This window comes from Bradyrhizobium sp. UFLA01-814 (assembly GCF_046718885.1).
Taxonomy (GTDB): domain Bacteria; phylum Pseudomonadota; class Alphaproteobacteria; order Rhizobiales; family Xanthobacteraceae; genus Bradyrhizobium; species Bradyrhizobium elkanii.
Genome location: NZ_JAQOSR010000140.1, coordinates 1 through 25,444, shown reverse-complemented (window position 1 = coordinate 25,444; position 25,444 = coordinate 1). Strand labels below are relative to the sequence as shown.

Here is a 25,444-nt window from a genome sequence, read left to right as displayed (position 1 = left end):
CGGTCTGCTCCTGGTCGCCGGTGACGACGATGCGGGCACCCGAATGCTTGACGATATATTGCAGCTCGACCCAGGGATTGGTCGGATAGATGCCGACCGCGACCGCGCCGATCATCTGCGCACCAAGATCGGCGTAAAACCATTCCGGCGTGTTCTCGCCGGCGATGGCGATCCGGTCGCCCGGCTTGATGCCGAGCGACAGCAGGCCAAGCGCCACCGCGCGCGCGGTGTCGTAATAGTGCCGCCAGGAATAGGGATTCCAGATGCCGTAATCCTTCTCGCGCAGCGCCAGCGCCTCGCCGTGCATGGCGGCGCGCTGCCGCAGCAATTGCGGGATGGTGATGGCGGCATCCGCAAGCGCGGTTTGGAACGCGTCGGCGCCGGTCGCCGGCGGATTCCGCGGCGCGCTCGCTTGCAGCGGCGGATGAGCGGTGCGCAGGCTGTCCAGCGTCGACATCAAGCGCCCGCCTTTGTCATCGCTTCAGTGCGCTGACCGCCGAGATAGGCCTCCGCGACCGCCGGATCGTGCCTGATCTCACCGGGCGTGCCTTCGGCAATCTTGCGGCCGAAATTCAGCACATGGACGCGGTCGGAGATGTCCATCACGATGCGCATCTCGTGCTCGATCATTACGACGGTAATGCCGAGCTCGTCGCGGATGTCGAGCACGAAGCGCGCGATGTCCTCGGTCTCCTCCTGGTTCATGCCGGAGACCATCTCGTCGAGCAGCAACAGCTTCGGCTCGCAGGCCAGCGCGCGGGCAAGCTCGACACGTTTTTGCTGGCCGTAGGATAGCGTGCCGACCACGGCGTCCCTGATGTGCTCGATCTCGAGGAATTCGATGATGTGTTCGACACGCTGCCGTGCCGCGATCTCTTCCTTGCGGGTACGCCCGTAAAACCACACCGCATCGAGCACGGTCGAGCGCAGATGGGTGTGGCGGCCGGTCAGGATGTTCTCGACCACGGTGCCGTGCTTGAACAGCGCGAGATTCTGGAAGGTGCGGCCGATACCGACCGCGGCGAATTTCCACGGCGAGATCGTTGAGAGGTCGATGCCGTCGAAGCTGATGCGGCCGCCGCTCGGCCGCAGCACGCCCGAGATCATGTTGAACAGCGTGGTCTTGCCGGCGCCGTTCGGACCGATCACGCTGCAAATTTCGCCGGGCGCGACGCGCAGGCTGACATCGGCGACTGCCTGCAGGCCGCCGAAGCGCTTTGAGAGGTTTTCGACCGTGAGCAGCGCGGTCACGACAGCCACCGCTTGCGGCGCTTGTAATGCTTGACGTCGCGCAGGCTCTTGCGGCCGGCGGAGGAGACGCCGAGATAGAATTCCTGGACGTCCTCGTTGGCGGTGAGCCTCGCTGCCGTGCCGTCGAGCACGACGCGGCCGGTCTCCAGGATGTAGCCGTAGTCGGCGATATCGAGTGCGCGCTGCGCGTTCTGCTCGACCAGCAGCACCGTCATCTTCAGTTCGTCGCGCAGCCGGACGATCACCTCGTAGATGCGGTCGATGATCAGCGGCGCGAGGCCGAGTGACGGCTCGTCGAGCGCCAGTAGCACGGGATCAGTCATCAACGCGCGGCCGATCGCGAGCATCTGCTGCTCGCCGCCGGACATGTAGCCGGCGATCTGGTCGCGCCGCTCATATAGCCGCGGAAACAGCGCGAACACCTTGTCGCGGCGCTCGCGCGCCTCGGCGCTGGTCCTGGTGTAGCCGCCCATTTGCAGGTTCTCGTCGATGGTGAGTGCCGCGAACACGCGGCGGCCCTCCGGCACCTGCACGATGCCGCGGCGGACCAGCTCGTCCGGCGCAAGGCGATGCACCTCGTCATTGCGGAAGCGGATGCTGCCGTTCTCGATCACGCCTTCCTCGGTATAGAGGATGCCGGACATCGCCTTCAGCAGCGTCGACTTGCCGGCGCCGTTGGAGCCGAGCAGGGCGACGATGCTGCCCTCGGGCACCGCGATCGAGACGTCGCGGATCGCCTCGATCGCATTGTCGTAGACGATCCGGATGTTGCGGAATTCGAGCAGGCAATCCTGCGCCGGCATGGCCTCTGGCGCTGCTTGCGGCATCGGATGCGGGATGGTCGTCGGCATCTGGCTCAGACCCGGCCGGCCGACAAGCGCGGACGCGCGGCGAGGATGGCATCGGTGACGAGCTTCGCGGTCTCGGCGCAGGCCTGGGTGCCGCCATTGCCATATTGCTTCACCGCGTCGCCGACGCACCACAGGCCATCGACGCCGGTCTCGCGCGGCAGATCGTAGCCGGCGCAGCTGCGTTGTGCCGGCCAGTCGTCGCGCATCACCCGGATCGAGAGGATTTTTGCCTGGTCGAAATTCGCGAACTGTTCGCGCAGGTCCTCGAGCGCGAGCGCGACCTCCGCGTCCGCATCGAAATCGCCGAGCGCGGGCACCGGCACGGCATAGGCGACGTAGAGGTGCCAGCCGGGCGGCGCCAATTCCGGACAAGTGGCAGAGAGGTTGGCCATGTTGCAGAGCCGGCGCGTCTTGCCGAAGGTGACGATACCGGGATGATTGATCAGCGGCTCGCGGCTCGCGACATTGATGACGATGTTGGCGGCCGGGCGCAGGTCGTTCTTCACCCGGGCGATATAATCCGCCGGGAACGCCTCGCTGCCGGCAAGCGCGACCGTGGCCTTTGGCCCGGCATTGCTGATCACGAGATCGGTGTCGATCCGTACCCGCTCGCCATTCCTGAGCACGGTGACGCCCTCGACCTTGCCGTTGGCGGTGTGAATCGTGGTCGCAGGCGTTTGCAGCCAGATGTCGCCATTGCGCCTGACAGCGTTGCCGAGGCTGTTCCAGACGCCGATCGTGCCTTGCGGGCAGAAGCCGAACTTCTTGAAGGCGCCCTTGCTGGTGAAATAGGTGAGGAAGGCGCGGGCCGGCAGCTCCGCGGCGTTGCAGGCGAAGATCGCCGCGCAGAGATTGCGGAACAGCGCATGCACGGTGGCGTTGCTGGTGTAGCCCTTCAGCCAGTCCTCGGTCGATTGCCGCCCGTCAGGCAGGTTGCCGGAGCGGGCGTCGGCGAATTTCTCCAGGATACGCGAGGCCTGCTTGGTCAGTTGGCCGAGCAGCAGCGACCAGCCGCCGCGGCCGACATCGATCACCTTGCCGTCGATGAAGAACGAGCTCGCGGGCTCTGGCGCGCGGATGTCGAGCGGGGCGCCGACGGTGTGGAAGGTTTCCTCGAACACGCCACCGAACTCGATCGCGATCGCCCCGATATTGACCTTGAAGCCGTCGATCTCCTCGGTCGAGGCGCGGCCGCCGAGCCGGTCCTTGTCGTCGATGACGAGCGTATGCAACCCGCCATGGGCAAGGCGCGCCGCGGCGCACAGCCCGCCGGCACCGGCTCCGATCACGACAGCATCGATCCTCTGAGAATCCACGCGCAACCTCCCGCGATGCCGCCGGGTTAGTCCCGGCGTGCGCAATCCGCTTGCTTGATGGAAGGCAGTCTAATATAATCCGACCGGTCGTTCAAATTATTTTTTGACGCAGGTCGCGTCATGGTGGGTGATCGAAGAGTTCTGGTGGATGGTGCCCGCAAAGGGGAGGAGAGCGGGCGGCGGCGGTAGTATAGAGAGACGGCAGTCGCCCGATTCCGGCGGCGCCGATGGTGCACGAGAGAGACGGCAATGGCGCGGACGCGCTCAGAGAATTACGACGAGATTCAGCGGAACATTCTCACCACCGCCTGCGGCCTGTTCGCGCGGCAGGGCTATATGCGTGCCTCGATCGCCGACCTTGCGGATGCCTGCAAGCTGTCGCGCGGCGCGCTGTACCATTATTTCGATTCCAAGGAAGCGATCCTGTTCGCGATCCTCGACGCCCATATCCGCGAGATGATCGCCGACGTCGAGGCCGCGATGGCCGCGAAGGCGACGACGCTGGAGCAGTTCCGCGCGGCGATCCAGGCCATCGTCGCGCTGAATGCGCGTTCGAGCGACGAGCAGCGCGTGATCCTCAACGACCTCTCGTTCCTCGGCGAGACCGAGCAGGATGCGATCAAGGCGCTGGAGCGCCAGCTCGTCGACACGGTCTCGGATCTGCTGGTCAAGCTCGACAAGGAAGGCAAGATCGTCAAGCGGACCAAGAAAATCTACAGCATGATGCTGTTCGGCATCCTGAACTTCAGCCACACTTGGTACGATCCGAAGGGCGGGATCGATCCAGGGGAGTTCGCCGACATGGTGGTGGACCTGTTCCTGTACGGCTTCACCATGCCGGTGCCGGGAAAGGACGCCGCGCGGCCGCTCCGCCAGCGCGCCTGAGGCCGATGCGGCGCACTTTGCGGATTCGCGCCGAAGGCATCTCTCGCATCGTTCCTCATCTCATCTGCACATCATCGTGAAGGCCGAGACGTTGTCCCGCGCGTAACGCCTGTGCGGCGCGCTGCGTAGACCTGCCAACAAGCCCGCAACAGCGGCTGATGATGGCATCGGAGCGAGGGAAGAAGCATCCACATGAATCTGTCGTTCAACATCGCCGAACAGGGCGAGGGGTCTTATAGAGCGCTCGCGATCCTGCGCTGGGTCATGGTCGTGATCTTCGTGTCGTTCGGGATGCAGAAATTCACGCTGCAATCGGCGCAAGGCATCGCGGTGTTCATCAGCAACAGCCCGTTCATCTCGTGGCTGTCGGTGTTCGGTCTCCGGGGCGAGGCCTATGTGCTCGGGGTGGCCGAGTTCGGCATTGCGGTCCTGCTCGCCGCCGGCGCGTTCAGCCCGCTTCTCTCGGCGATCGGCGCGCTGATGGGCGTCATCACCTTTGCGGTGACGTGGTCGTTCTTCTTCACGACGCCGGGGGTGGTCAAATGGAGCTTGTCGACCGATCCGATGGCCTGGAACCTGGCCGGCGAGTTCCTGTTCAAGGACATCGTGCTGCTCTGCGTCTGTCTCGTGCTGCTGTTGGCGTCGTTGCCGCGGTCGATCATCCGCTCGCGCGCCACATAGGTCTCGCGCGACGCGATCGATGGTTAATCGATGTTTAACGAGGCATCGCGCGCATCCGGCATCTGGAACAGGACAAAACGTCGCGGACGACCGTGTCTTGAAAATCGAATCCAATCGGCTTATGCAACCTTCGATTGACGAATTGTTGCTAGGAAGAAACGTCCCCGGTTGGGAGCGGAATGTGACGAAGTCAGAAATATCCTTGGCCCGATCGGCAAGCGCCGATCTTGCCTTTTCGTCGAAGCCCACTCCCGTCATTTTCAAACGTCCCGCATTTTTTTGTTCGATTGCAGTTCCCGCACCGTGGCTGGAGTGGGAGGGCGGTCGCGATCGCGGCTTCCGGAAGTGACCACCGGAACAAGCGATCGGGCCGCCCCGTCCCGGCCGGGATGGTAACGGCGCAAGACGCGCAATCGTGAATTCGGGCGCATCGGTTCCACCGCTAGGATCGTGATGTCGCCATCTCTCGATGGTGAACAGACTCGCTCGCGGGTCACATCGCAACATCGTCCTGATTTCGTTCTTCATGAGACAATGGCTCACCGTCCGGATCGCGGCCGTCCTGCTCGTCGTCGCTGTTAGCGCGCTCGGGGTGGCGCGCGCGGATTCCGACATGGATGCGCAGATCAGGGACATCGTCACGACGGAACTCGCGCCGACCGCGACTGCGGCCGACCCAGGCGGCCTCGCGGCGGCGGTCTATGCCGGCGGCCGGGTCACCTTCTTCAACTACGGTTTCGCTGACGCTGCATCGAAGCGACCGATCACCCCGGACACGCTGTTCAATCTCGCCTCGTTGCGCAAGCTGTTCGAGGCGACGCTGGTCGCGCTCGGCACGGAGCGCGGCGAATTGCGGCTGGACGATCCTGTCAACAAATATCTGCCCGAATTGCACGGGGACTACGTCAGCCGCGTTACCATCGGCGAGCTCGTCAATCATACGTCCGGGCTGCTGCTGCCGACCGATCATCCGCCATGGCCGGTCGGGACCTTCAGCCGTGATCAGTTCATCGCGATGCTCAATGCATGGACGCCACCGGCAGGAGAGCAGCCGGGCAAGCAGCGCATCTACAGCCATGCCGGCTATGTCCTGCTGCAACTGGTACTGGAGCGGCGCTATGACATGCCGATCGCGACGTTGATCGGGAGCCGTATCCTCAAGCCGCTCGGCATGACGTCGACTTTCGTTCCAAACCGCAGCGAGGACGACCGCGCGAGGATGGCGCCCGAGATGATGCAGCGTGTGGTTCAGGGCTACTCCCACGACGGCACGGCGATCGGTCCGCCCGGCAATCAGCAACGCTATTATGATTTTCCAGGCACCGGCCAGATGTTCTCATCGGCGCGCGATCTCGGCATATTGCTGGGCGCCTGCCTCGACGGCGCGGTGATCGATCCCGAATTGCGCGCGGCCTTGCAGATGACCGAGCGTGAGAGCTTTCGCGTCGACGACAAGTTCGGCCAGGCGATGGCGTGGGAGCATGTGCGGCTGGACGGCGTCACCGTGATCGACAAGCCGGGTGGTCTCAATAACGCCTCAGCCTATGTCGGGCTGGTGCCTGCGCGCAGGCTCGGCATCGTGCTGCTCGCCAATCGCGGCGACTATCCGCACGAGATCGCGCGCTACAGAATTTTGCCGGCGCTCGCGCGACTCTAGTCGCAGGACGTGCCAGTCCAATGACACGGCCTGCGCGGCAGGGCAGGGGATGCATGCAAAAATTGCGATGGCGCGGAACCGTGATCGGCTGTATAAGCCGGTAGCTTCTTCTCCATTTTGAAGAGGCTGATATGACCGATCTGTATCCTGATTTGCACAATTGGCTTTCGCAACAGCCCCATGGGTTGCGAACCTTCAGGACCTTCCAGCAAAAACTCGAGATCCTCGGCAGGGACGACCCGGAGCAACGCGGCGTTTGCCGGTTGCTGAGCGGTCTCGTCGGCAATTACGTCGAAACTTTCGACGAGGAGCCGCTGCCCGTCGCGGTCGCCGACCGCGCCTATGGCCGGCTGCTCGATCTCGTCGCAAGCCTTGATCTCAAGGGAAATCCAGACCGGCGCCTGGCCGACATCAACCGCGTCGCGTCCTGCGATCTCCTGAACTGATCGGGGGGCTTAGCGCCGCGTCGTCGCGAGCTCGCGATAGAGCGCGGCGTAGCGGCCGGCGCGATTGTGCCAGGAGACATCGGTGGCCATGCCGGCTTGCTGTAGCCGGCGCCACGTCACCTTGTCGTTGAACAGCAGGTTCGCCTTGCGCAAGCCATGGGCAAGCGCATCCGAGGTTACGGGTGCGAACTTGACGCCGGTCGGCGCATCGCCGGTGATCGCGACGTCGTCGAAGTCGAGCACGGTGTCGGCAAGGCCACCGACATTGGCGACAACAGGGACCGCGCCGTAGCGCAGCGCGCACAGCTGGGTGAGGCCGCACGGCTCGAAGCGCGACGGCACCGCGAGCGCGTCCGCGCCGGCCTGGATCAGATGCGCCAGCGCCTCGTCGTAGCCGATCACGACCGCGATTCGTCCGGGATTGTCGTGCGCCAGCGCGGCGTAGCGATCCTGCAGGTCGTGATCGCCGCTGCCGAGCAGCGCGAGCTGGATGCCTTCGCCGAGCAGCGTCGGGATGTTCTCGAGCAGAAGGTCGAGGCCCTTCTGCCATGACAGCCGGCTGATGACGCCGAGCAGCATCGCATCCGGCGTGGGATCAAGCCCGAAGCGCCGCTGCAGCGCCGCCTTGTTCACCGCGCGCTCCGCCGGCCGCTCGGCGCTGAAGCGTGCCGCGATGTCGGGATCGGTGGCCGGATTCCACACTGATATGTCGATGCCGTTGAGGATGCCGCTCAGCACGTCGGCGCGTTCGCGCAAGAGGCCGCCAAGCCCCATGCCGCCCTCTTCGCTTTGAATCTCCCGCGCATAGGTCGGCGACACCGTGGTGATGCGGTCGGCGAATTGCAGGCCGGCCTTCAACAGGCTGATGGTGCCGTAATATTCGACGCCGTGCAGCGCGTAGGATTCGCCCGGCAGGCCGAACGCGGCAAGCATGTCCGGCGAGAACTGGCCTTGGTAGGCGAGGTTGTGCACGGTCATCACCGTGCCGGGGCGCGGTTGCCCGGCATAATGCAGGAGGGCAGGAGCGAGGCCCGCCTGCCAGTCATGCGCATGTACGATGTCGGGGACGAAGGAGGTGATCGCGCCCTGGCCGATCTCCGCCGCCATCCGCGACAACGCGGCAAAGCGGATGCCGTTGTCCGGCCAGTCGCGTCCGTCCGGGCCGACATAGGGATTGCCGGGCCGCGCATAGAGATGCGGCGCGTCCAGCGCGAACAGATCGAGGCCGTCATGGCTGCCACCGAGCACGCGGATCGGCCCGCCGTAGAATTCCGGCCAGTGCAGCAGCGTCTCGGCCGAAGCCAGCGCCTTGAGCACGTCGGGATAGCCGGGCACCAGCGTCCGCGTCGTGACGCCGTGCTGCTTCAGCGCCGCCGGCAGCGCGCCGACCACGTCGGCGAGGCCGCCGGTCTTGACGATCGGGTAGACTTCCGAGGCGACTGCGAGGACGCGGATGGGCGTCATGTCCCCAGCCTGTCGATCATCGACTGTGTGATCAGCGTGACGCCTTGTTCGGTGGTGCGGAAACGCTTGCCGTCGAACTCGGGATCCTCGCCGACCACGAGTCCTTCCGGAATCCGCACCCCGCGATCGATCACGACGTTTCTGAGCCGCGCTCCGCGGCCGACATTCACATAGGGCATGATCACGGCATTCTCGATATTGGCGTAGGAATTGACGTGCACGCCGGTGAACAGCAGGGAGCGCCGGAGCGCCGCGCCCGAGATGATGCAGGCGCCCGAGACCAGCGAGGTCACCGCCTGGCCGCGCCGTCCGTCCTCGTCATGCACGAACTTGGCGGGCGGGGTGATCTCAGCATAGGTCCAGATCGGCCAGGTGCGGTCATAGAGATCGAGCTCCGGCACGACATCGGTGAGATCGATGTTGGCGCCCCAATAGGCGTCGACGGTGCCGACGTCGCGCCAGTAGGAGCGCGGATCGTCGCCGGAGCGGACGCAGGAATCGTTGAACTGATGCGCCACGGCCCGGCCGTGCTTGACGATATAGGGGATGATGTCCCTGCCGAAATCGTGGTTGGAATTCGGATCGGCGGCATCGCGGCGCAATTCATCGTACAGGAATTGCGAGTCGAACACGTAGATGCCCATGCTGGCGAGCGACTTGTCGGGCTTGCCGGGCATCGGCGGCGGATCGACCGGCTTCTCGAGGAAGGACTGGATCAGGCCGGACTCGTCGATATGCATGATGCCGAAGCCGCTGGATTCCGTACGCGGCATTTCGAGGCAGCCGACCGTGACGTCGGCGCCGCTCTCGACATGCTGCTTCAGCATCACCTCGTAGTCCATCTTGTAGATGTGGTCGCCCGCGAGCACCAGAATGTATTTGGTGCCATGCGCCTCGAGGATGTCGATGTTCTGGTACACCGCATCCGCCGTGCCGAGATACCAGTTGGTCTCCGAGACGCGCTGGCTTGCGGGCAGGATATCGAAGCTCTCGTTTCGCTCCGGACGGAAGAAGTTCCAGCCGCCCTGCAGATGCCGGATCAGGCTGTGCGCCTTGTACTGGGTCGCTACCGCGATGCGGCGGATGCCGGAGTTCACCGCGTTGGAGAGCGCGAAGTCGATGATGCGGGATTTGCCGCCGAAATACACCGCCGGCTTGGCGCGCCTGTCGGTGAGCTCCTGAAGTCTGCTGCCGCGTCCGCCGGCCAGAACATAGGCGAGGGCGTGACGCGACAAGGGTTCATTTCCGACTGATCTCATGGTCATCCTCCCAGAACTTCAGGCGCGGCCCCGCTGCCTTCTCTTGTCCGGAAGGCCTGATCGGGCGCCAACGGGGCCGATTGGGAACGTAGCAAGTGCATCCCGGTTGAGCAAAGCGGATGGCGAGCTTTCGTTCCCCGAACCCGGTCTCCCGGAGATCGGGGTTGCGGGCCGGTTAAAGCTATTGACGAGGCGCGATTTCGGCCTAGAGCAAGCCTGCCCGTTTCCTGCCGAGGCCAGCATTCCATGACACTTGTTTCCGTCACGCCCCAGAACATCCGCGCAACGCTGCTGCTGCGCCGGGAGATCGCGCTGCTCGACGTCAGGCATGAAGCGGAATTCGCCACCGGCCATCCGCTGTTCGCCGCCAACATGGCGGCCGGCCGGATCGCGCTCGAAGCCGAGCTGCGACTGCCGCGCAAGGACGTGCCGATCGTCCTTTACGACAACGGCGAGGGGCTGGTCGTCGCCGCGGCCGACCAGTTGCGGGCGCTGGGCTATAGCGACGTTGCTGCGCTTGCGGGCGGCTTGCAGGGCTGGAAGGCGGCCGGTTACGAGGTGTTCGAGGACGTCAATTCCTACGCCAAGGCGTTCGGCGAGCTGGTCGAGTCGCGCAGGCACACGCCGTCGCTGAGCGCCGACGAGGTCGCCGCGCTGATCTCGGACAAGGCCAACATTGCGATCCTCGACGTCCGCCGCTTCGACGAATACGCCACCATGAACATCCCGGGCTCGGTCAGCGTGCCTGGCGCCGAGCTGGTGCTGCGCGCCGGCGGCGCCGCGCCGGATCCCGACACCACCATCATCGTCAACTGCGCCGGCCGCACCCGCTCGATCATCGGCACGCAATCCCTGATCAATGCCGGACTGCCCAACAAGGTGCGCGCGCTGCGCAACGGCACGATCGGCTGGACGCTGGCGAAGCACGATCTCGAGCACGGCGCCGGCAAGCGCGGCGGCATCGGTCCGTTTGAGGGCGCAGGCGACAATGCGCGCGACGTCGCCTATCGCGCCGGCGTCCGTCACATCGGGATCGATGAATTCGCCGCGCTGGACGAGGACGCGCACCGTACGCTGTATCGCTTCGACGTGCGCGATGCCGAGGAATACACGGCCGGTCACCTTGCCGGCTTCCGCCACTATGCCGGCGGCCAGCTGGTGCAGGAAATCGACATGGCCGCGCCCGTGCGCGGCGCGCGCATCGTGCTGAGCGACGACAAGAACATCCGCGCCGACATGACGGCGTCCTGGTTCGCGCAGATGGGCTGGGAGGTCTATGTGCTCGACGGCGGCTATGACGGCCGGCTCGAAGTCGGGCCACCGCGCATCGTGCCGCGGCCCGATCCCGCGCACCGCTATCGGCGACCCTATGAAGGCACCGGCGTCGCGGAGCAGGCGATGCAGGCCTATCTCGATTGGGAGTACGGCCTGGTCGAGCAGCTGCGCCGCGACGGCACGCATGGGTTCTATGTGATCTAGCAGATGACATGGTGACGGCGGTGCGACCGCATCGGTCGGTGCCGCGTCGCAGGGGCGACTGCCAAAATATCGAAAACAACCCCATGCAAAGGAGCCGGTGGCTGCCGGCGGACACGGCAACTTGACTCGTCGGGCAAATCAGCGGTATTCTTCCATTATTCAGAAATTGTGATATGAGTCCGGGGCTCCTCCAACACGTCGTCCCTGCCTGGTGCGCAATTGCGCACGGGAGCATGGACCCATACGCCGCGGCGGATCTTGTTGAAGGGACTCGTCGTTCCAGCATCGACCAACAATTGGCATTTGTGGTTATGGGTCCCTGCTTTCGCAGGGACGACGATGAGGATGGTTCTCGATAAGGTGTCACACCACGCGGTGTCATCACCCGCGCATGCGCATGCGGGTGACCCAGTATTCCAGAGACGTCTGTGCTTGAGGCGAAGGGCCGCGACCCATCCCCGTCATTGCGAGCGAAGCGAAGCAATCCATCGCTACCGCATACGCGGCCAGATGGATTGCTTCGTCGCTATCGCTCCTCGCAATGACGCGGCTAAATATATGCCCGCCGCTATTTCGGCAGCGCGATCGGCGTCAGCTTGAACGGGCCGGGGTCCTTGCCCTTGTTGTCGCCGATCACGTAGGACAGCTTGCCTTCGGCGACCCAGCCGACATCGCCGACTTGCGTCACCGACACCGGTTCGGCGAGGCCATCCTTGATGGTGTCGATGGTGGCCTCGCTGCCCTTCACCGTGACCTTGTCGAGCTTGCCGTTGCCCTCGATCAGCAGGAAGCCGCCGCCATGGGCACGCAGCGCGTCGGCGTGGTCGAGCGGCCGCGACGGCTTCAGCTCGGTCACGGCGCCGGCCTTGCCGTCCTTCATCTCGATCTTGAACAGCTTGGCCGGAATGAAGGTCGTGACGTAAAGATTGCCGTCGGCGCCGATCGCGATGCCGTCGAGCCCGACGCCGTCCTTGGCGGGCGCGAGCTGCGGATCGGTCGCGAACGTCGCCAGCGCCGTGCCGCCCGGCTTCAGGCTGTAGACGAACGGCGCAAAGGAATCGCTCACATAGGCGGTGCCGTCGGCACCGACCACGATGTCGTTGCAGAACGATTTCGGATCGCTCAAGGCAAAGCTGCCCTTTGGGGCGCCGCTCTTGAGATCGAAGGTTTTCAGCCAGGCGCCCTTGGTGTCGCTTGGCCCCGCCACGCCCATCGCGCTGATGTCGTTGGAGCAGACATAGAGCGTGCCGCTCTTCTCGTCGGCGAGAACGCCGAGCGTCGAGCGGCTGTCGGCGGCGCCCGGCTTGACCAGTTGCTCGGCCTTGCCGCCCGAGACCTTCGTCACGCCGCCATGGTTGAAGCTGCCGACGTAAAGCGTTCCGTCAGAGGTCGAGGTCACGCTCTCCGGAAAGCTCTTGTCGGGAACGCCGACCGGAGCCGTTTCGGCGCGCACTGCGCCGGCCGCACCGAGCGCGAGGATGATGGCCGCAGCGCTCAGCAGCGATGCGCGGCGGATCTTGAGCAGTTCTCCCGTTGCGCGCGGACGTCCCGCGTCGCCATTGTTTTTTATCATGATCGCGTTTCCTCAATGAACCTGGTTGGACCAGGCAGGATTTTCTTGGCGATCGTCTCCGGTCGATGGTTGTTGTCTGCAGGGTTCCCGACCGGATTGTTCACCCGCCTGCCTTGTCGTCTCGATATATACGATAGTATATAGCGTGAGGGAAGCAGCAGAGAGGGAGGCTGCGATGGCTGGAGAGCGCGTCATGGAACGAGAATTGACGTCGCACCACCAATGCGTGTGCTGCGGTGGCATTATCGAGGGGATCGTCGACGATGATGCGGTTGGCCTCGATGCACGGATTTGCTTGTTTACGGATGAGTGTGCGTTCGTCTGCAACGAATGCACCGCGAGCCTGATCGCGGCCGCAGCACGGCGCAGGCAGGAAACGGTTCGCGGCAATAGACGAAGGTGAGGGAACTCAATCCGGGCTGAACGCGTCGTAGACCAGCTTGCGGAACGCCGGCGTGATGCGCTGGCGCTCGTTCTGGGTCTGCTCGAGCATGATGTAGATCATGTCGAGCTTCGGATCGACGCCGAAATAGGTGCCGCTGCCGCTGTCCCACTTCAACTCGCCGATCGAGCCTGGCGGTGGCGGCTTGGCAATGCCGGGATCGGTGCGCACGGCAATGCCGTAGCCATAGCCAAAGCCGTCGCCGGGGAAGTACCAGTAGTCGCGGCCGACGCCGGAGCCCGGCCCGATATGGTCCGTCGTCATGGCCTTGAAGGCTGCGGGGCTGAGATAGCGCTTGCCGTCGAGCTCGCCGCCATTGAGCAGCATCTGCGCGAAGCGCGCATAGTCGAGGATGGTCGATACCAGGCCGCCGCCGCCGGATTCCCACTCCGGATGCGCGCGCCGGTCGTTCTCTCCCTCGATCAGGATCGTGTCCGAGGGCAGCGGCTCCGCCAGCCGCGTCCGTTCGGTCTCGGCGTCGAGCACGTATGTGGTGTCGTTCATCCCCAGGGGATCGAAGATGCGCTGCTTCTCGAACTGATAGAGCGTCTTGCCCGAGACGATCTCGATCACCCGGCCGAGCACGTCGGTGGAATGACCGTAACGCCACAGCGTGCCGGGCTGCCGCGACAGCGGCAGCTTGGCCAGCCGCGCCACGAATTCCTTGTTGTCGAATTTCCCGTCGAACAGGTGGCCTGCGCGGTAAATCTTCTGGATCCAGTCGGCGCCGATATATTCGTAGGTGATACCCGAAGTGTGCCGCATGATATCTTCAATGGTCACTGGCCGGATCGGCGGCACCAGCTCCACCTTGGCCGGATCGTTCCCGCCATCCGGTTCGATGGCGACCTTCACGTCGGCGAAGGCCGGGATGTATTTCGACAGCGGATCCTGCGGCGACAATTTGCCCTCGTCGACCAGCATCATCGCGGCGGTGTTGGTGATCGGCTTGGTCATCGAATGCAGCGCGAACATCGTGTCCGGCCGCATCGGCGATTTGGTCGTGACGTCGCGATAGCCGAAGGTCTTTAGATAGACCGGCTTGCCGTGCTGCTGGATCAGGATGACTGCGCCAGGAATTTTTCCTGTCGCAACCTCGTTGTCAAAGAATGAGGTGATGCGTTCGAGTTTTTCCGGCACCGGGGCAGGGGCATCGGAGGCGCGCGCCGCGCCCGATATGACAACTGCAAGACAACCGATCGCGGTCACTGCCCCGCGAAGCGTCAGCACAGCACGGTGGACTGCCCGATCATATCCGCATGACATTGAAAAGCCTGCCCCTGCCTGATGCCCTGAGAGCAGAGTTTTAACGGCGTGCGCCCCCGCGCACCATAATCATTTTGGAGCGAATTTATTCCCGGCGATCGCCGGAATTATACGATTTGGGTAGCACCGACCGGCGTGCGCACCGCATTCGACAGCACCTGCAGCGCCTGGCTCAGCTCGGCGCGGTTGCGCGCGGCGCCCAGCGAGACGCGCAGGCCGCGCGGCGCGGCTTCGCCCGCCGCAAAGGCGTCTTCGCCGACCACGGCGAGGCCGTTGCGCATCAGATGCGACAACAGGTCCGTGCCGTCGAAATGTTTCGGCAGCGGCATCCAGAGATGATGGCTCGCCGGCCGCGCCGCGTAAGTGACGCCTTTGAGGAAGCGGGTCGCAAGCTGCTGGCGCGCCGCTGCCTCGTTGCGGATGGCGCGGATGATGTCGGCGGCGACGCCGGAACGCAGCCATTGCGTGACCAGCGCGACCATCAGCGACGGCGGCATCTGCATGGTGGCCTGCATGCCGGCGCGCATGCGCTGCTCGGCGCTCGCATCGGGCGCCAGGAGATAGGCGACGCGCAGGGCCGGCGCGATGCATTTTGCGATGCTCGCGGCGTAGTAGGTGCGCTCCGGAATCAGGGTTGCGATCGGCGCCGCTTGCGGTTCGAGCGGCCCGTAGACGTCGTCCTCGATCAGGACGCAGCCGCGCTTGCTGATGATATCGGCGATCGCCCTGCGTCTGATCGCGCTCATCGTCGCCGTGGTCGGGTTTTGCTGCGTCGGCACCAGATAGACCGCCTTCGGCTTGTGCTTGCGGCAGGCCTCGTCGAGCGCGTCGGGCCGCGCGCCCTCGGCGTCCATCGCAACCCCGACCAGGCGGACATCGAGCCGCGCCGCCGCGGCCTTGATGCCGGGAAAGGTCAACGCCTCCGTCACCACGACATCGCCCGGCGATGTCAGCGCCAGCAGCGCGTTGAAGATGATCGCCTGCGAACCCGGATAGATCACGATGCGGTCGGCCGAGGCCTGCGGCACGCGCGGCGCGAGCCACGCGGCGCCGGCCTCGCGCTCCTCGGTGGTGCCGCCGGGACGGGTATAGCCGAGATAGACGGAGAACCCGGCCTCGGAGCGGATGGTCGCAAGTCCCTGCGCGATGCGCAGGTCGAGATTGGCCTCGACCGGCTGCGGCGGCAGGTTCATCGACAGGTCGATGTTGACGGGCGCAGGCAGGTCGGAGGCGGCGCGCGTGGTGGTCTCCGAGACGAACGTACCCTGGCCGACGCGGGCGTCGAGCAGTCCGCGCCGCCGAGCCTCGCCATAGGCGCGAGTCACCGTGGTCAGATCGATATCGAGCGCTGACGCCAACGCGCGATGGGTCGGCAGCCGCTGACCGCGGACCAGCCGGCCGCTCGCGATGTCGGCGGCCAGCGCATCGACGATGCGCAGGAACATCGGGCCGTGCCATTCCGAAACTGTAGGGATCCAATCCATGCAATCCGACGCTTTGTCTTTGATTGTAGGTGTCTGATTGCATATTGTATGGATCATCAGATCAGGTCAAGGACAGCGGCCAAAGGAAAACGACGATGACCGAGACGGTTTCCCTGCCAAAGGCGATGTGGCGCGGCTTCACCATGAAGTGCCCGAACTGCGGGCGCGGCCATCTGTTCGGCCGCTTCCTCAAGGTTGCCGATCACTGTGAAGTCTGCAGCGAGGACTTCACCCCGCAGCGCGCCGACGATTTCCCGGCCTATCTCGTCATCGTAGTGGTCGGCCACGTCGTGGTGCCGGCGCTGCTGTGGCTCGAGATGAACTACGCGCCGCCGGCCTGGCTGCAACTGGCGATCTGGCTGCCGGTGACGTTGTTCGGCGCGCTCGCGCTGCTGCAGCCGACCAAGGGTGCGATCGTGGGCCTGCAATGGCAACTCGGGATGGAGGGATTTGCGGCGACGCGGCGTGCGGTGGCGCCCGCCCGGGCGCAAAGCAGCGTCGGACGGACTCGCGAAGCCTGACGCGACCTCAGAATCGTAGCCCGGATGAGCGAAGCGACATCCGGGAACAGCAGCCCCGCATATCGCTGCGCTCATGCGGGCTACAGCAGCGGGTCAAGTCAGGATCGTAGCCCGGATGGAGCCAACGGGTCGCGCGAACGCGCGCCCGATGACAGGCTCCGCGTAATCCGGGGTTCGTGCCGCAGGTAAAAGCGTCCCGGATTTCGCTGCGCTTCATCCGGGCTACGAAGATCAAATCGGATGATGATGCGGCCGGAACATCCGGCCCTTCTCCGTCACCAAGACGACGGCGAGCGCGGCCAGCGTGCAGAGGAAGAAGCCGCTCGCGAACGGCAGCAAGGTGCCGTCGTAATCCTGGCCGATCGTGATGCCGACGCCGATCCCGAGCAACGTCGTGATCGTGCCGTACAGCGATGACGCAGTGCCGGCGATCCTGCCCTGCGGCTCCATCGCGAGCGCGGTGAAATTCGCCATCATCAGCCCGAATGCGAACATCATCAGGCCCGACAGCACCATGAACAGCGGCAGCGACAGCGTGTCGGTCTTCACCGCCAGCAGCAGGGCGCCTGCGACGACGGCGAAACCGGTCAGCGCGGCGTGCGAGATCACCCGCATGCCGATGCGGCCGACGATGCGCGAATTGAGGAAGCCGGCGATCGCGACGCCGACCGCGCAGGCCGCGAAGGCGACCGGGAAGTAATGCCCGAGCTTGAAGATCTCGGTGAAGATCTGCTGCGAGGAGAACACGAAAGCAAACAGCGAGCCCTGCACGCCGCCGGCGGCGAGCGCATAGCCGAACGTCTGGCGGTTGGTGATGGTCTGGCGGAACGCGGACAAGACCTCCGGGATCGCCAACGACTTGCGCAGCTCCCTGGGCAGCGTCTCCGGCATCCGCATCGCACTCCAGGCCAGCGCGATCACGCCGTAGATCATCAGCAGCACGAAGATGCCGCGCCAGTGCGTCAGCAGCATCACCGCTTGGCCGAATGACGGCGCGATCACCGGCACCGCAATGAACACCATCATCGCAAGCGACATCACGCTCGCCATCCGGCGTCCGGCGTAGCAGTCGCGCACGATCGAGGTCGCGATCACGCGGGTCGCCGCGGTGCCGAGCCCTTGCAGCGCGCGCGCCAGCAGCAGCGTCTCGAACGAGGGCGCCATGATCGCGAGCAGGCCGGCGATGGTGTAGACGGTCATGCCGCCGAGCAGCACCGGGCGGCGGCCGAAGCGGTCCGACAGCGGGCCCATCACGAACTGGCCGACGCCGAAGCCGACCAGGAAGATCGACAGCACCATCTGCGGGCGGTTGGCGTCGGCGATTTGGAACGCGGAACGGATGTTCGGCAGCGCCGGCAGCATCATGTCCATCGCCAGCGGGTTCAGCGCCATGATCGAGGCGATGACGACGACGAATTCCGGAAAGCCCATCGGGCGGTGGCCTGAAGAAACCCAGGCATCGGCATTGATGTCAGACACTTAGCAACCTCTTGGGAATCCTCGCATCGTAGCGATCTTGCTGCGATGCACAATCGGCGTTTCGAGATAGCTGCCCGCCGATCGCGGCCGAGGTAGCGGGGTCGGGAACCGGGGCCAAAAGCACAATTCGCCGAATATCGTTGCGACTGCAACTATTTTGCTCGTGCGGCGCGGAAACCTCTGCTAATCCCGCGCCCAGCATCCGTGCGGGGCAGGCGCATCGCCGCCGACCACGCCCGCGCGGCCAAGAACAGGTTCAAGAACGGGTTTGGGAGGCCATAATGTCCATCGAACTGTCCGCGCGCTCGCGCGGCGCTGAACTGTCGGATGAGGAGCGCAAGGTCCTCACCGCAACGCTCGTCGGCACCACCATCGAGTGGTACGACTTCTTCGTCTACGCCCAGGCGGCGGGCCTGGTGTTCGGCGCGCTGTTCTTCGCGCCGATGAACGCGAACAATCCGCTGCTGGCGCAGATCGTGTCGTTCGCGACGCTCGGCCTTTCCTTCCTGTTCCGCCCGTTAGGGGCCATCGTCTGCGGCCATCTCGGCGACCGCTTCGGGCGCAAGAACATGCTCGTCGTCACGCTGCTGTTGATGGGGGCGGCGACCGCGCTGGTCGGCCTGCTGCCGACCTATGCGCAGATCGGCGCCTGGGCGCCGGCGCTCCTTATTCTCCTGCGCATCCTGCAAGGCTTCTCGGCCGGCGGCGAGTGGGGCGGTGCGGCGCTGATGGCGGTGGAGTCGGCTCCCGTCGACAAGCGCAGCTTCTTCGGCTCGTTCCCGCAGATCGGCACGCCGCTCGGTATGATCCTGGCGACCGGCGTGCTGTGGGTGCTCACCGCAACGCTTGGCAAGCAGGCGATGATCGAGTGGGGCTGGCGGATTCCGTTCCTGCTGTCGATCGTGCTGATCGTCGTCGGCATCGTGATCCGCCGCACGGTCGAAGAGTCTCCGGTGTTCAAAGCGATGCAGCGGCGGCACAAGGAATCCTCCGCGCCGCTGCGCGACCTGATGCGCAATCACAGCAAGGAAATCCTGCGCACGGCCTTGATCTTCATGGCCAACAATGCGGCCGGCTACATCCTGATCGCGTTCATCATCAGCTACGGCGCCAATACGCTGAAGATGCCGTCCGAGCAGCTGCTGCTGATCGGCACGCTAGCGGCGGTGAGCTGGTTCATCTTCACGCTGCTCGGCGGCATCCTCGGCGACAAGATCGGCCGCGTGCGCTGCTTCCAGATCGGCTACACCCTGATGGTGCTGTGGGCGGTGCCGATGTGGTTCTTGATCGACAGCAAGAATCTGCTGCTGTTCTTCGTCAGCGCCGTCGGCCTCACCATCGCGCTCGGCCTGTCCTACGGCCCGCAGGCGGCGCTCTATGCCGAGCTGTTTCCAGCCAAGGTGCGCTATTCCGGCGTCTCGATCGGCTATGCGCTCGGCGCCATTTTCGGCGGCGCCTTCGCGCCGATGATCGCGCAGTGGATCATCGGCACCTACGGCCAGTCCTGGCGCGTCGGCATCTACATCGCGGTGCTCTCGCTGATCTCGCTGATCACGGTGTCGACGATTAGGGATCCGCAGGGCGTCGATCTGAACGTCAATGAGGCGGGCGGCTGATCGGTCTGATTGGTAGCTTCGTCATTGCGAGGAGCTCGCGACAAAATTGCGAAGCAATTTTGCGCTGAAGCGACGAAGCAATCCATGGCGCCGTCTATGCCGTACGATGGATTGCTTAGCGGAGCCTGTCATCCGGCGGCGCTTCGCGCCGACCGGGTGGCTCGCAATGACGGGATCATGCCCCAAATCATCGCCTCCAGCTTCTCGATCGCTCCGTCCGGCGCGGTCATTCAGATGCGGGCGCCGCGGTTGTAGCCGTCGACGAGCTGATTGTAGTCGCGCATCAGCCGCGCCGGCGATCCTTCCACCATCCAGCCGGCGCCGGCGTTGCTCAGCATCATCTTCTCGCCGGAGCTGTAAGGCACCTTGTCGCGAACGCGGCGCATGAGCTGCTTCGCCGTGGTGAGGAATGATTTGGCGCTGCCGATGAACATCGAGCCGAGCTTGGCGTCGCCGTCCTTGCCCGAGGCCTCGTCCATTGCCTTCACCGTGGCCTCATACTCGTTGAGCGCCTGGGTTATCGCGTTGAGGTCGGGTTTGTCGGCCTGCTGCGCGCGAAGCACGCGTTTGGCCTGGATCATCAGGGCCTCGACATAGTAGTGCGACTTGCGGCCTTCGCTGGCCTCGATCGCGGCCAGCTGCTCGGCGGCGCGCTTGTCATTGATGGCCTCGACGCCGGCGCGCAGCCCCTTGTCGGCGCCGGCAAACGCATCCCAGGCCGCGACCAGGCGCGGATGCAGCGCCTTGCCCCTGGCCATCCTGTCGTCCTTGTAATTTTCCTGGGTGTAGTAGTCGTCCGCCTCCTTCAACAGCGGCTCAAGCGTGGTGACGGCCGCAACATACGCGTTCGCGGCGGCTTCAAGCTCGGCGTCGTGCGGGTCCGCTGCATTGGCAGCCGCGACGCTCGTCTTGCAGTCGGACGTGTCGTAGATCGTGTAGGTTCCGTAGATGATCCGCTCCTTGCCGGTGGGACCATTCTTGGCGGCCCAGGAAAAGTAGCGTTCGCGGGATTCGTACGAGCGCGCCGAGAGACGGTTGATGCACCCGACATAGGCGTTCAGCTTGTGCGTCAGTTGCGCGGAGGAGGCGCTCGCCGATGACGCAGGCGGGGCCTGTTGCGCGGCGGCAGGTGCGAGGAAAGCAACGATGGCTGCAAGCGCAAGGAAAGGGGTATTTCGCATCGGTAGTTTGCCCTCGTCTCGGCCGGAAATTGGCCGCCTCAGCCTGGAAAGCTTATGTGACGGCAGAAGGGGACGTCACACGAGTCTCCGCCGAGGCCGCGAGGCACACTATCGATAGACTTGTTTGTCGGCTACGGGCTCAACGCCGTCAGTCCACCGCCGGAGGCCGGCGATTATGGGCGCGCCTAGCTGATCCCCAGCATCGCCTTCAGCTTCTTGACCGCGCTGTCGGGCGTCGTGAGTACTTCGCGGCTGGTCACTTCAGCGACGCGCTCGGCGGCCGGGGCCATGCTGTACTGGGCGAGCGCGATCAGATCGCAGTCGCGCAGCTCCTTGGACGCCTCGACCACGATGCGGTCATGCTCGGCGCGGTCGCCGCGGTCGAGCGCCGCCAGCGCGCCTTCGGCAAGCTTCGGCACCAGCGTGACCTGTGACGGAAATTCCGGGGGCATCGAGACCAGCGTCGGCGGAAAGGTCGAGAGCAGGCCGATCCGCTGGCCCTTCGCCACCGCCTGTTCGATCATCGCCTCGTTCGGCTTCAGCACCGGCATCGGCGCGTGCTCGCGCGCCACCGCCTCGATGCACGGCCCGAACGCCGAGCAGGTGAACAGAATGCCATTGGCACCGGTGCCGACAGCATAGCGGCCCATGGTCAGAAACCGCTCGGTCATGCGCTCGTTAAGCTTGCCGTCGCGCGCGAGGTCCGCCGACAGGCTGTCGTCGAGCAGGTTCATCAGCCGCGCCTCCGGCCAATGTCGTGCGAATGATGCCTCGATCGGCACGATCGAGTGTTTCAGGGCGTGAATGAGGGTGATGCGCATGAGGCTGTCGCCGAATGATCTCCCTCTCCCCGCTCTTCGCGGGGTCGAGACGAGCGAAGCTCGCTCTTAGAGGGGTGGGGTGAGGGGCTCTCTCCCCGCAATCGGGGCGAGGTCGGAGGCTATGAACCTATCAACCCCGTCATTGCGAGGAGCGATAGCGACGAAGCAATCCATCTCTCTATTGTGGCGCGATGGATTGCTTCGCTTCGCTCGCAATGACGGGAGGGATAAATTCGAGATTTCTCAGGTCATCATTTGAACGGAATCGCATACATCAACCCACCCTTGCTCCAGGTGGCGTTGAGGCCGCGCTCGAGCTTCAGCGGGCTTGCCTTGCCGACATTGCGCTCGAAGATCTCGCCGTAATTGCCGCCGGACTTGATGGCGGCGACCAGCCATTTGTTGTCGAGCCCGAGGCGCGAGCCGAGATCGCCCGACGCGCCGAGCAGGCGCTGGATCGCCGGGACCTGCGACTTCGCCATCTCGTCGGCATTGGCCTGGGTGACGCCGAGCTCTTCGGCCTCGATCAGGCCGTAATGCAGCCAGGTGATGATGTCGCTCCAGACCTCGTCGCCGTTGCGGGTGAACGGGCCGAGCGGCTCCTTGCTGATGGTCTGCGGCAGCACGACATAGTCATCGGCCTTCGGGGCTGCGGTCGCGACCGCGCCGGCGAGCGCGGAAGCATCCTGGGTCATGGCATCGCAGCGGCCGCCGAAGAAGGTCTGGTACATGGTGTCGACGCGGTCGAACACCAGCGGCTTCCAGTCGATGCCGTTGGCGCGGCCGTAGTCGCCGAGCGTCACTTCATGCGTGGTGCCCTGGGCGACGCACACCGTGGCGCCCTTGAGGTCCTTCAGCTCCTTCACGCCGAGGTCCTTCTTCACGACAAAGCCCTGACCGTCGTAGAAATTGACCGGTCCCTGCCGCAGCCCAAGCGTGGTGCCGCGCAGAAAGGTCTGCGTCGAGTTGCGGTAGAGTACGTCGATCTCGCCCGACTGCAGCGCGGTGAAGCGGTTCTGCGCGGTCAGCGCGACGTAGCGCACCTTGGCGGGATCGCCGAGCACGCCGGCGGCAAGCGCACGGCAATAGTCGACGTCGAGGCCCTTGAAGTTGCCTTGCGAGTCCGGCGCAGAGAAACCGGCAAAGCCGGTCGAGACGCCGCACACCAGCGTGCCGCGCTGCTTGACGGTGTCGAGCGTCGCCGCGCTCGCGCCCGCGATGCCCGCGGCGAGAACGGTTAGAGTGATGATACCCCTCAGCATGTTTTCCTCCTCCTGCTAACGTTTGAGCATGACCCCTGCGCAAACGCTTCGCGTTTGTCGCGGCAAAACCGGCGCCCGTTTTTCCGGATCATGCTCCGTGACCAACATCCTTCAACGCGCTGTCGACCGCAGCGCCTAGCCGTTCGACGATCATGTCGACGTCGCCCGAAGTCGCGATATAGGGCGGGGCGAGCAGCACGTGATCGCCGCGCTGGCCGTCGGCGGTGCCTCCCGACGGATAGCAGCCGAGCCCGCCGGCGAAGGCCGCGGACTTGATCCGCTGATGCAGCTTCAGCTTGGGATCGAACGGCTGCCGCGTGGCACGGTCGGCGACCAGCTCGATCCCCCAGAACAGGCCGCGGCCCCTGATGTCGCCGACATGGCGGTGATTGCCGAACCGTTCGGTGAGCCGCTGCTCGAGCTGGCGGCCGCGCTCCTTGACCTGGTCGAGCAGCTTCTCCTCAGCGATCACCTTCTGCACCTCGAGCGCCGCGGCGCAGGCGAGCGGATGCGCCAGATAGGTGTGGCCGTGCTGGAACGCGCCGGAGCCGTTGCGCACCGTGTCGACGATCGTGCCGCTGGCAAGCATCGCGCCGATCGGTTGATAGCCGCCGCCGAGGCCCTTGGCGACCGCCTGGATGTCGGGCGAGATGCCCTCCTGCTCCCAGGCGTGCAGCGTGCCGGTGCGGCCCATGCCGCACATCACCTCGTCGAGGATCAGAAGCGCACCGTGGCGGTTGCAGATCTCGCGCACCGCCTTGAAGTAACCCTCCGGCGCCGGCACGCAGCCGGCGGTGGCGCCGACCACGGGCTCGGCGATGAACGCCGCGACCGTATCGGGGCCGAGCCGCTGGAATTCGGCCTCGAGCTCGGCGGCTAGCCGCGCCACGAACGCCGCCTCCGATTCATCGTCGCGCTTCTCGTGATAGGCGAAGGCCGGCGTGACATGGCTGAACGAGGGCGACAGCAGCGGCGCGTAGGGCTCTCGGCGCCAGGCATTGCCGCCGGCCGACAGCGCGCCGAGCGTATTGCCGTGATAGCTCTGGCGGCGCGCGATGAAGCGGGCGCGCTTCGGCTCGCCGCGCTCGATGAAATATTGCCGCGCCAGCTTGATCGAGGCCTCGATCGCTTCCGACCCGCCGCTGACGAAATAGACATAGCCGAGGCCGCCGGGTTCGTGGCCGACCAGCCGCTCGGCGAGCTCTTCCGCAGGCTCGGAGGAGAAGAAGCCGGTATGTGCATAGGCAATCTTCGAGGCCTGCTTGCCGATCGCGGCAAGGATCCGTGGATGCTGATGGCCGAGGCATGACACCGCGGCGCCGCCGGAGGAATCCAGAATGCGGTGGCCATCCTCCGCGATCAGCCAGACGCCATCGCCGCCGATTGCCTTCGGCGGGGTTTCGCGCAGGCTGCGATGCATCACGCGGCTCTTGTTGGCTGCCATGACAGTCATCCTTTCTCGACAAAGTATTGCGACATCTCGGCAAGCCGGCCCTCGGTCTCCTCCAGCTTGCGCTTTGCCCCGGCGCCGCCCAGCGTGAAGGCGACGGCCGCAAGCGACTGGGCGACTGCGATCGCGCCGGTCAGGCTCGGGAAGAAGCCGGGGGAGGAGACGGCCTCGAACAGCAGCAGATGATCGGCGCCTTCTGCCATCGGAGCCGTGATGGTGTCGGCGATCGCGATCAGCGCGGCGCGCGCCTGATGCGCCGCGCGCGCCGTCTCGACGCTGACCAGGGTGTAGGGCGCAAAGCCGATCACGACCACGGCGTCGCCTGAGCGGAAGGCGCCGTGGTCGAGATCGAACGGACCGGAGCCGCCGACCAGTTGCACGGCATCGGGGCGGAACAGGCGAAGCTGATAGGTCAAGAGTTCCGCGACGCTGCGGCAGCTGCGAAACCCCGATATCCAGATCCGGTCAGCCGAGTGCAGCGCACGCGCGGCTTCCGCGATCGCGCTCGCTGAAATCCGCGCAAGGCCCGCGGCCTCGGCTTCCAGTTTGTCGTGCACCAGTTTGACATCGGCATTCGGCCCGGCGCGGCGGCTTCTGGCGCGGCCGGAGAACGGCGAGCCCTGTGCCGGCCGACGCGCCTCGGTGAGCGCGGCGCGCAATTCGTCCCAGCCGGAATAGCCGAGTGCCTTGGCAAGACGGGTGAATGAGGCGGGATCGGCGCCGGCGACGGAAGCGAGCTCGCGCATCGAGCGGGTGGTGGCGTCGTAATCATTGGCGGCGACGAACCGGCCGACCTCCTGCAAGCGCATCGGCAGCGACGGCAGTGCGCTGCACAATTCGTTCAGGGGCGATGGTTTCGGCTGAGCCTGGGCCATGAAACATATGTTGCACAAATATTAATTTGGTGCAACATATGACGCGCGCAGGATCTGAGGTTGACGCGTTTTCTTCGCGCGAACCGGTATCCGATTCGCTCGAAAACGCTCTTGCGCATGGCAGAAGATCGCTTCTCACTGGGGTCCTTGTGCCTGTCTCTTATACACATCTGACGCTGCCGACG

The 25,444-nt window shown here is 65.0% G+C and carries 23 protein-coding genes; 8 read left to right on the top strand and 15 right to left on the bottom strand.

The window, feature by feature from the left end:
- From PMN64_RS32275 to PMN64_RS32260, 4 genes are all read right to left on the bottom strand, one after another.
- Nucleotides 1-457, bottom strand: a 457-nt coding sequence (locus PMN64_RS32275) for an AMP-binding protein (RefSeq protein WP_411783606.1), incomplete at its 3' end; no start/stop codon positions are given.
- Complete coding sequence (locus PMN64_RS32270; RefSeq protein WP_411783605.1) at nt 457-1,251, bottom strand: ABC transporter ATP-binding protein; 795 nt, start codon at nt 1,249-1,251, stop codon at nt 457-459. The genes PMN64_RS32270 and PMN64_RS32275, both read right to left, overlap by 1 nt.
- Nucleotides 1,248-2,102, bottom strand: a complete 855-nt coding sequence (locus PMN64_RS32265; protein WP_411783604.1) for an ABC transporter ATP-binding protein — start codon at nt 2,100-2,102, stop codon at nt 1,248-1,250. The genes PMN64_RS32270 and PMN64_RS32265 overlap by 4 nt, the downstream gene beginning before the upstream one ends.
- A 5-nt stretch (nt 2,103-2,107) precedes the next feature.
- A complete protein-coding gene (locus PMN64_RS32260; protein WP_411783603.1) occupies nt 2,108-3,418 on the bottom strand; it encodes a phytoene desaturase family protein in 1,311 nt (436 codons plus the stop codon).
- Nucleotides 3,419-3,667: 249 nt separating this feature from the next.
- Here PMN64_RS32260 and PMN64_RS32255 point away from each other — a divergent pair, with 249 nt between their 5' ends.
- From PMN64_RS32255 to PMN64_RS32240, 4 genes are all read left to right on the top strand, one after another.
- Nucleotides 3,668-4,303 carry a TetR/AcrR family transcriptional regulator gene (locus tag PMN64_RS32255; protein WP_411783602.1) on the top strand — a complete coding sequence of 212 codons (636 nt, stop codon included), beginning with the start codon at nt 3,668-3,670 and terminating at the stop codon, nt 4,301-4,303.
- Nucleotides 4,304-4,495: 192 nt separating this feature from the next.
- Nucleotides 4,496-4,984, top strand: a complete 489-nt coding sequence (locus PMN64_RS32250; RefSeq protein WP_411783601.1) for a DUF417 family protein — start codon at nt 4,496-4,498, stop codon at nt 4,982-4,984.
- Between the two features lie 526 nt (nt 4,985-5,510).
- A complete protein-coding gene (locus tag PMN64_RS32245) occupies nt 5,511-6,641 on the top strand; it encodes a serine hydrolase (protein ID WP_411783600.1) in 1,131 nt (376 codons plus the stop codon).
- Nucleotides 6,642-6,772: 131 nt separating this feature from the next.
- Nucleotides 6,773-7,087, top strand: a complete 315-nt coding sequence (locus tag PMN64_RS32240; protein ID WP_028339587.1) for a hypothetical protein — start codon at nt 6,773-6,775, stop codon at nt 7,085-7,087.
- Nucleotides 7,088-7,096: 9 nt separating this feature from the next.
- On the opposite strand, the gene glgA is transcribed toward PMN64_RS32240, so the two are convergent.
- Both glgA and glgC read right to left on the bottom strand, forming a co-directional pair.
- The gene (glgA, locus tag PMN64_RS32235) at nt 7,097-8,551 is read right to left on the bottom strand and encodes a glycogen synthase GlgA (protein WP_411783599.1); all 1,455 of its coding nucleotides are present in this window, start codon (nt 8,549-8,551) and stop codon (nt 7,097-7,099) included.
- Complete coding sequence (gene glgC / locus PMN64_RS32230; protein ID WP_411783598.1) at nt 8,548-9,810, bottom strand: glucose-1-phosphate adenylyltransferase; 1,263 nt, start codon at nt 9,808-9,810, stop codon at nt 8,548-8,550. The genes glgA and glgC overlap by 4 nt, the downstream gene beginning before the upstream one ends.
- A 246-nt stretch (nt 9,811-10,056) precedes the next feature.
- Here glgC and PMN64_RS32225 point away from each other — a divergent pair, with 246 nt between their 5' ends.
- On the top strand, nt 10,057-11,289 hold the full coding sequence (locus PMN64_RS32225; RefSeq protein ID WP_411783597.1) for a rhodanese-like domain-containing protein: 1,233 nt from the start codon (nt 10,057-10,059) through the stop codon (nt 11,287-11,289).
- A 568-nt stretch (nt 11,290-11,857) separates the two neighbouring features.
- Here the strand turns inward: PMN64_RS32225 and PMN64_RS32220 are convergent.
- Nucleotides 11,858-12,862 (bottom strand): hypothetical protein, encoded by a 1,005-nt coding sequence (locus PMN64_RS32220; RefSeq protein ID WP_411783596.1) that lies wholly within the window; start codon nt 12,860-12,862, stop codon nt 11,858-11,860.
- Between the two features lie 193 nt (nt 12,863-13,055).
- Between PMN64_RS32220 and PMN64_RS32215 the strand changes: the two genes are divergently transcribed.
- Nucleotides 13,056-13,265, top strand: coding sequence for a hypothetical protein (locus PMN64_RS32215; RefSeq protein WP_411783595.1), 210 nt, complete (start codon nt 13,056-13,058; stop codon nt 13,263-13,265).
- A gap of 6 nt (nt 13,266-13,271) precedes the next feature.
- Here the strand turns inward: PMN64_RS32215 and PMN64_RS32210 are convergent, their stop codons facing one another.
- Both PMN64_RS32210 and PMN64_RS32205 read right to left on the bottom strand, forming a co-directional pair.
- Nucleotides 13,272-14,570, bottom strand: a complete 1,299-nt coding sequence (locus PMN64_RS32210; RefSeq protein ID WP_411783594.1) for a serine hydrolase domain-containing protein — start codon at nt 14,568-14,570, stop codon at nt 13,272-13,274.
- Nucleotides 14,571-14,677: 107 nt separating this feature from the next.
- Complete coding sequence (locus tag PMN64_RS32205; RefSeq protein WP_411783593.1) at nt 14,678-16,054, bottom strand: PLP-dependent aminotransferase family protein; 1,377 nt, start codon at nt 16,052-16,054, stop codon at nt 14,678-14,680.
- 95 nt (nt 16,055-16,149) lie between these two features.
- On the opposite strand from PMN64_RS32205, the gene PMN64_RS32200 reads away from it, so the two are divergent.
- Entirely contained in the window at nt 16,150-16,575 is a 426-nt protein-coding gene (locus tag PMN64_RS32200) for a DUF983 domain-containing protein (RefSeq protein ID WP_411783592.1), read from the top strand.
- Between the two features lie 231 nt (nt 16,576-16,806).
- Here the strand turns inward: PMN64_RS32200 and PMN64_RS32195 are convergent, their stop codons facing one another.
- On the bottom strand, nt 16,807-18,006 hold the full coding sequence (locus tag PMN64_RS32195) for a multidrug effflux MFS transporter (protein WP_411783607.1): 1,200 nt from the start codon (nt 18,004-18,006) through the stop codon (nt 16,807-16,809).
- Between the two features lie 329 nt (nt 18,007-18,335).
- Here PMN64_RS32195 and PMN64_RS32190 point away from each other — a divergent pair, with 329 nt between their 5' ends.
- Nucleotides 18,336-19,670, top strand: a complete 1,335-nt coding sequence (locus PMN64_RS32190; protein ID WP_411783591.1) for an MFS transporter — start codon at nt 18,336-18,338, stop codon at nt 19,668-19,670.
- A gap of 230 nt (nt 19,671-19,900) precedes the next feature.
- Here PMN64_RS32190 and PMN64_RS32185 read toward each other — a convergent pair whose 3' ends face one another.
- The 5 genes from PMN64_RS32185 to PMN64_RS32165 form a co-directional block, all read right to left on the bottom strand.
- Complete coding sequence (locus PMN64_RS32185) at nt 19,901-20,851, bottom strand: YiiG family protein (RefSeq protein WP_411783590.1); 951 nt, start codon at nt 20,849-20,851, stop codon at nt 19,901-19,903.
- Nucleotides 20,852-21,036: 185 nt separating this feature from the next.
- Complete coding sequence (locus PMN64_RS32180) at nt 21,037-21,672, bottom strand: aspartate/glutamate racemase family protein (RefSeq protein ID WP_411783589.1); 636 nt, start codon at nt 21,670-21,672, stop codon at nt 21,037-21,039.
- A gap of 251 nt (nt 21,673-21,923) precedes the next feature.
- Nucleotides 21,924-22,934: an amino acid ABC transporter substrate-binding protein gene (locus tag PMN64_RS32175; protein WP_028339575.1), complete on the bottom strand. Its 1,011-nt coding sequence runs from the start codon at nt 22,932-22,934 to the stop codon at nt 21,924-21,926.
- Nucleotides 22,935-23,022: 88 nt separating this feature from the next.
- Nucleotides 23,023-24,378 (bottom strand): aspartate aminotransferase family protein, encoded by a 1,356-nt coding sequence (locus PMN64_RS32170; protein ID WP_411783588.1) that lies wholly within the window; start codon nt 24,376-24,378, stop codon nt 23,023-23,025.
- 5 nt (nt 24,379-24,383) lie between these two features.
- A complete protein-coding gene (locus PMN64_RS32165; protein WP_411783587.1) occupies nt 24,384-25,259 on the bottom strand; it encodes a MurR/RpiR family transcriptional regulator in 876 nt (291 codons plus the stop codon).
- Nucleotides 25,260-25,444 lie beyond the last annotated feature (185 nt).

Bases quoted from the DNA above. Each gene is read 5' to 3' on its own strand.
- PMN64_RS32240 (WP_028339587.1), top strand. From the start codon at position 6,773: ATGACCGATCTGTATCCTGATTTGCACAATTGGCTTTCGCAACAGCCC.
- PMN64_RS32220 (WP_411783596.1), bottom strand. From the start codon at position 12,862: ATGATAAAAAACAATGGCGACGCGGGACGTCCGCGCGCAACGGGAGAA.
- PMN64_RS32250 (WP_411783601.1), top strand. From the start codon at position 4,496: ATGAATCTGTCGTTCAACATCGCCGAACAGGGCGAGGGGTCTTATAGA.
- PMN64_RS32210 (WP_411783594.1), bottom strand. From the start codon at position 14,570: ATGTCATGCGGATATGATCGGGCAGTCCACCGTGCTGTGCTGACGCTT.
- PMN64_RS32185 (WP_411783590.1), bottom strand. From the start codon at position 20,851: ATGCGAAATACCCCTTTCCTTGCGCTTGCAGCCATCGTTGCTTTCCTC.
- PMN64_RS32180 (WP_411783589.1), bottom strand. From the start codon at position 21,672: ATGCGCATCACCCTCATTCACGCCCTGAAACACTCGATCGTGCCGATC.
- PMN64_RS32255 (WP_411783602.1), top strand. From the start codon at position 3,668: ATGGCGCGGACGCGCTCAGAGAATTACGACGAGATTCAGCGGAACATT.
- glgC (WP_411783598.1), bottom strand. From the start codon at position 9,810: ATGAGATCAGTCGGAAATGAACCCTTGTCGCGTCACGCCCTCGCCTAT.
- PMN64_RS32205 (WP_411783593.1), bottom strand. From the start codon at position 16,054: ATGGATTGGATCCCTACAGTTTCGGAATGGCACGGCCCGATGTTCCTG.
- PMN64_RS32215 (WP_411783595.1), top strand. From the start codon at position 13,056: ATGGAACGAGAATTGACGTCGCACCACCAATGCGTGTGCTGCGGTGGC.
- PMN64_RS32175 (WP_028339575.1), bottom strand. From the start codon at position 22,934: ATGCTGAGGGGTATCATCACTCTAACCGTTCTCGCCGCGGGCATCGCG.
- PMN64_RS32170 (WP_411783588.1), bottom strand. From the start codon at position 24,378: ATGGCAGCCAACAAGAGCCGCGTGATGCATCGCAGCCTGCGCGAAACC.
- PMN64_RS32165 (WP_411783587.1), bottom strand. From the start codon at position 25,259: ATGGCCCAGGCTCAGCCGAAACCATCGCCCCTGAACGAATTGTGCAGC.
- glgA (WP_411783599.1), bottom strand. From the start codon at position 8,551: ATGACGCCCATCCGCGTCCTCGCAGTCGCCTCGGAAGTCTACCCGATC.
- PMN64_RS32190 (WP_411783591.1), top strand. From the start codon at position 18,336: ATGTCCATCGAACTGTCCGCGCGCTCGCGCGGCGCTGAACTGTCGGAT.
- PMN64_RS32265 (WP_411783604.1), bottom strand. From the start codon at position 2,102: ATGCCGACGACCATCCCGCATCCGATGCCGCAAGCAGCGCCAGAGGCC.
- PMN64_RS32195 (WP_411783607.1), bottom strand. From the start codon at position 18,006: ATGGGCTTTCCGGAATTCGTCGTCGTCATCGCCTCGATCATGGCGCTG.
- PMN64_RS32225 (WP_411783597.1), top strand. From the start codon at position 10,057: ATGACACTTGTTTCCGTCACGCCCCAGAACATCCGCGCAACGCTGCTG.
- PMN64_RS32245 (WP_411783600.1), top strand. From the start codon at position 5,511: ATGAGACAATGGCTCACCGTCCGGATCGCGGCCGTCCTGCTCGTCGTC.
- PMN64_RS32200 (WP_411783592.1), top strand. From the start codon at position 16,150: ATGACCGAGACGGTTTCCCTGCCAAAGGCGATGTGGCGCGGCTTCACC.